Annotated in this window: 5 protein-coding genes; 2 read left to right on the forward strand and 3 right to left on the reverse strand. The window is 55.9% G+C overall.

Going from position 1 to position 3,733, the window contains the following annotated elements; translation table 11 throughout:
* The coding region (locus CWM53_RS03605) for a hypothetical protein (protein WP_169300784.1) at positions 1-166 on the reverse strand (166 nt) is incomplete at its 3' end.
* Positions 167-445: 279 nt separating this feature from the next.
* Between CWM53_RS03605 and CWM53_RS03610 the strand changes: the two genes are divergently transcribed.
* Positions 446-1,204, forward strand: a complete 759-nt coding sequence (locus tag CWM53_RS03610; RefSeq protein ID WP_012540572.1) for a M48 family metallopeptidase — start codon at positions 446-448, stop codon at positions 1,202-1,204.
* 125 nt (positions 1,205-1,329) lie between these two features.
* On the opposite strand, the gene CWM53_RS30775 is transcribed toward CWM53_RS03610, so the two are convergent.
* The gene (locus tag CWM53_RS30775) at positions 1,330-1,494 is read right to left on the reverse strand and encodes a hypothetical protein (RefSeq protein WP_165785012.1); all 165 of its coding nucleotides are present in this window, start codon (positions 1,492-1,494) and stop codon (positions 1,330-1,332) included.
* 88 nt (positions 1,495-1,582) lie between these two features.
* On the opposite strand from CWM53_RS30775, the gene CWM53_RS03615 reads away from it, so the two are divergent.
* The gene (locus tag CWM53_RS03615) at positions 1,583-2,851 is read left to right on the forward strand and encodes an OprD family outer membrane porin (RefSeq protein ID WP_100631833.1); all 1,269 of its coding nucleotides are present in this window, start codon (positions 1,583-1,585) and stop codon (positions 2,849-2,851) included.
* A gap of 131 nt (positions 2,852-2,982) precedes the next feature.
* Here the strand turns inward: CWM53_RS03615 and speB are convergent.
* A partial coding sequence (gene speB / locus CWM53_RS03620; protein WP_100750721.1) for an agmatinase occupies positions 2,983-3,733 on the reverse strand: 751 nt, incomplete at its 5' end.

Raw genomic sequence — 3,733 nt, forward strand, 5'->3', positions numbered from 1 at the left:
CAGCCCAGGCCGGATTGTTCGGGTTATGGTTCAGGAAATCACGCCACAGCACTTCGGCAATGTCAGCCATACCCATCGGGGCCCCCGGGTGGCCGGATTTGGCTTTCTGTACAGCGTCCATGCTCAGCGCACGAATAGCGTTAGCAAGCTCTTTACGTGAGGACATTTTGACTCCAGTTCGGACTGTTGAAGGCCATGCCCTTAACGACTTGACGAGAGCGCGTTTTGGGCTACGCCGGAAAAAAGTGTGAACAATGTAACCCAAGCGACAAGTCATGTACATGGAGCATCCTTTTGCCCTTTAAGAAATCTCTGGAACAGGTTGTGCTACCCCGGAATCCGCTCGCCCGCATCCTGCGATACTCTTTATAATTTACGCAGAATACGGTTCCCTGCCGTCGCCGTATTTTCGGATAAACAACCATAAGATTGTGGAAGATAAAAAATGAAAATTCGCTCAACCGTACTTGCTCTTGGGATCGCAGCAACCCTCACCGGATGTCAGAACATGGACTCCAATGGTCTGCTCAGCTCAGGCGCCGAAGCCTTCCAGGCGTACTCCCTCAGCGATGCGCAGGTGAAAACCTTAAGCGACCAGGCCTGTAAAGAGATGGACGCCAAAGCGAAAATCGCCCCGGCCAGCAGTGAATACAGCCAGCGTCTGAGCAAAATCGCGACCGCGCTGGGCGATAACATCAATGGCCAGCCAGTGAACTACAAGGTCTATGAGACCAAGGATGTGAACGCCTTCGCGATGGCGAACGGCTGCATCCGCGTTTACAGCGGGCTGATGGACCTGATGAACGATAATGAAGTTGAAGCGGTTATCGGCCACGAAATGGGCCACGTTGCGCTGGGCCACGTGAAGAAAGGCATGCAGGTCGCGCTGGGCACCAACGCCGTGCGTGCGGCGGCGGCCTCCGCCGGCGGCATCGTCGGCAGCCTGTCGCAGTCGCAGCTGGGCGATTTAGGCGAAAAACTGGTGAACTCGCAGTTCTCCCAGCGTCAGGAATCGGAAGCGGATGACTACTCTTATGACCTGTTGCGTAAGCGCGGCATCAATCCGTCGGGACTGGCCACCAGCTTCGAAAAACTGGCCAAGCTGGAAGCCGGTCGTCAGAGCTCTATGTTTGACGATCACCCGGCCTCAGAAGCGCGCGCCCAGCATATTCGCGATCGCATGAAAGCCGACGGGATTAAATAATCGACAGCGGGAGGCATTATCGCCTCCCTTTTTTTATATACCTGTAAAAATATTTAGCCGCATGAATTGATAATTTAAGCGCACAAACCGTTAATTATTGTTGCACCTCGTCACAGCCAATTATTTTAAGCGCTGCCACTCAGCAAAATATTATTTGGCAAATGAAAAACGGTGTACACAATCCGCCTTTCAGAACCGCGTTCCTCCAGATAATAAATAGTCCACCCCTCTTCGCCAAACGCAGCCGGCGTGCGCCACACGGCTTGTTTCCTGGCGATACCATTGCTCACACAATGATTGCTTTCGACATTATTTCAGGAGAATATCGCGACTGCAGTGATTCCATTGAATATATCGACAGACAGAGAAGTGCCTTCAGTGAAAAAAGAATTATCCTTAATTGCACTTGGCATAATTGCCGCCGCACCGACTTTCGCCAGCCAACAATCCGCCAGTCAGGGCTTTATTGACGACAGCCATCTGGATCTCTTTTTACGTAACGCGTATATCAAACGTGATTATCGCGATGGGTTGCCGGATAAAGCCGAATGGGGCCAGGGGATTATCGCCACCTTCGAATCGGGCTTTACCCAGGGACCGGTCGGCTTTGGCGTGGACGGTATCGCTCAGTATGCGGTGCGCCTTGACGGCGGTCGCGGGCGCAGCGGCGCGGGCGGGATCGACTTTTTCGCCCAGGATGACGATGGCCGCGCGAAATCCGACCTCGCGAAATTCGGCGCTACCGGCAAAATGCGCTTTTCGAATACCGTGCTCAGCTACGGCAGCCAGCGGCCGATGCTGCCCATCGTCTACGCTGACGATTCACGCCTGCTGTACGAGAGCTATACCGGCACCATGCTCACCTCACGCGAAATCGACGGTCTGGAAATTAACGCCGGCTACCTGACCGATCAGCAGCGCAAAAGCGACGACAGCCATAACAGCGGCCTGAAAAGCCTGACCTTCGGTGGGGCAAGCTACCGGTTCAACGACCAGCTCAGCGGCGCGCTGTACGCGTCACACGTCGAAGATGTGCTGAACAAACAGTATCTTGGCCTGAACTACAAGCAGCCGTTCGCCGCCGACCAACAGCTGGTTCTCGATTTCAACGGCTATCACTCACGCCTGGATCAAGAATATGCCGACGCCAATGACACCGGGCGCAGCAACAGCATCTGGAGCCTGGCCGCCAGCTACATCTGGGATATTCACACCTTTAAAGTCGCTTATCAGCAAAGCAGCGGCAGCACCGGTTACCACTACGGCGGTTACCAGAACCAGGGGGGAGTTGGCGATGGCGGGAACACCATCTGGCTGGCCAACTCCTACTGGTCTGATTTTAACGGTGAAGATGAACGCTCCTGGCAGGCATCGTACGGACTGGATTTTGCCGGGCTGGGATTACCGGGGCTGACCTGGACCACCGCCTACGTGCGTGGTGATAACATTAAAACGTCAGAGACCAGCAACGGCAAAGAACACGAATGGTTCAACCAGGTTCAATACCAGGTGCAAAACGGCGTGGCGAAAGATTTGAAATTCAGACTACGCTATTCGGTGCTGCGCGTTTCCAGCAACGCCAGCGACTATAACGTTAGCGGGAATGAAGTCCGGTTCTACGTCGAATATCCGTTTAACGTGTTTTGACGCGATGATGACCCCTCTCCTGTGCGCCGGCCCTCTCCCGGCGCGCAGGAGCACTCGCCCGGCGCCTTGATAACCCCTCTGTGCCGCGCGCAACCCTCTCCCGGGAAGGGAGAGGGTCGGGGTTACCCGGCTTATTCGCCCTTCTTCGCCGCCTGGATGTAGAGCATTTCCAGAGCGAGGGTCGCCGCCGCCAGAGCGGTGATTTCGGACTGATCGTAGGCCGGAGCGACTTCCACCACGTCCATCCCAACGATGTTCAGATCCTTCAGGCCACGCACCAGTTTGATCGCCCGGTCTGAGGTTAACCCGCCGATAACCGGGGTCCCGGTGCCTGGCGCAAACGCCGGATCCAGACAGTCGATATCAAAGGTCAGGTACACCGGCATGTCGCCGACGATCTGCTTCACCTGGGCAATCACGTCATCAACGCTGCGGTCGTTGACCTGGCCGGCGTCGAGCACGGTAAAACCATTGTCTTTATCGAATTCAGTACGGATTCCGATCTGCACGGAGTGGTTCGGATCGATAAGCCCTTCGTTCGGTGCGGTGTAGAACATGGTGCCGTGGTCGAACTCGCAGCCGTTGGCGTAAGTGTCGGTGTGGGCATCGAAGTGCACCAGCGCCATTTTACCGAAGTGCTTAGCGTGGGCGCGCAGCAGCGGCAGGGTAACAAAGTGGTCACCGCCGAAGGAGAGCATGCGCTTGCCTGCCGCCAGCAGTTTCTCGGCGTGGGCCTGCAGTTTCTCGCTCATTTCACGCGCGTCGCCGAAGGCGTACACCAGATCGCCGCAGTCCACCACGTTCAGGCGTTCGCGCATGTCGAAGTTCCACGGGAAACGGTTGTGCTCCCAGGCGAGGTTAGTGGAAACCTGGCGGATCGCC

This window comes from Klebsiella sp. A-Nf5 (assembly GCF_002810545.1).
GTDB classification, from domain to species: domain Bacteria; phylum Pseudomonadota; class Gammaproteobacteria; order Enterobacterales; family Enterobacteriaceae; genus Klebsiella; species Klebsiella variicola.

What these genes read in the sequence shown, in the direction of transcription:
- CWM53_RS03610 (WP_012540572.1), top strand. Translation starts at nt 446, where the DNA reads ATGAAAATTCGCTCAACCGTACTTGCTCTTGGGATCGCAGCAACCCTC.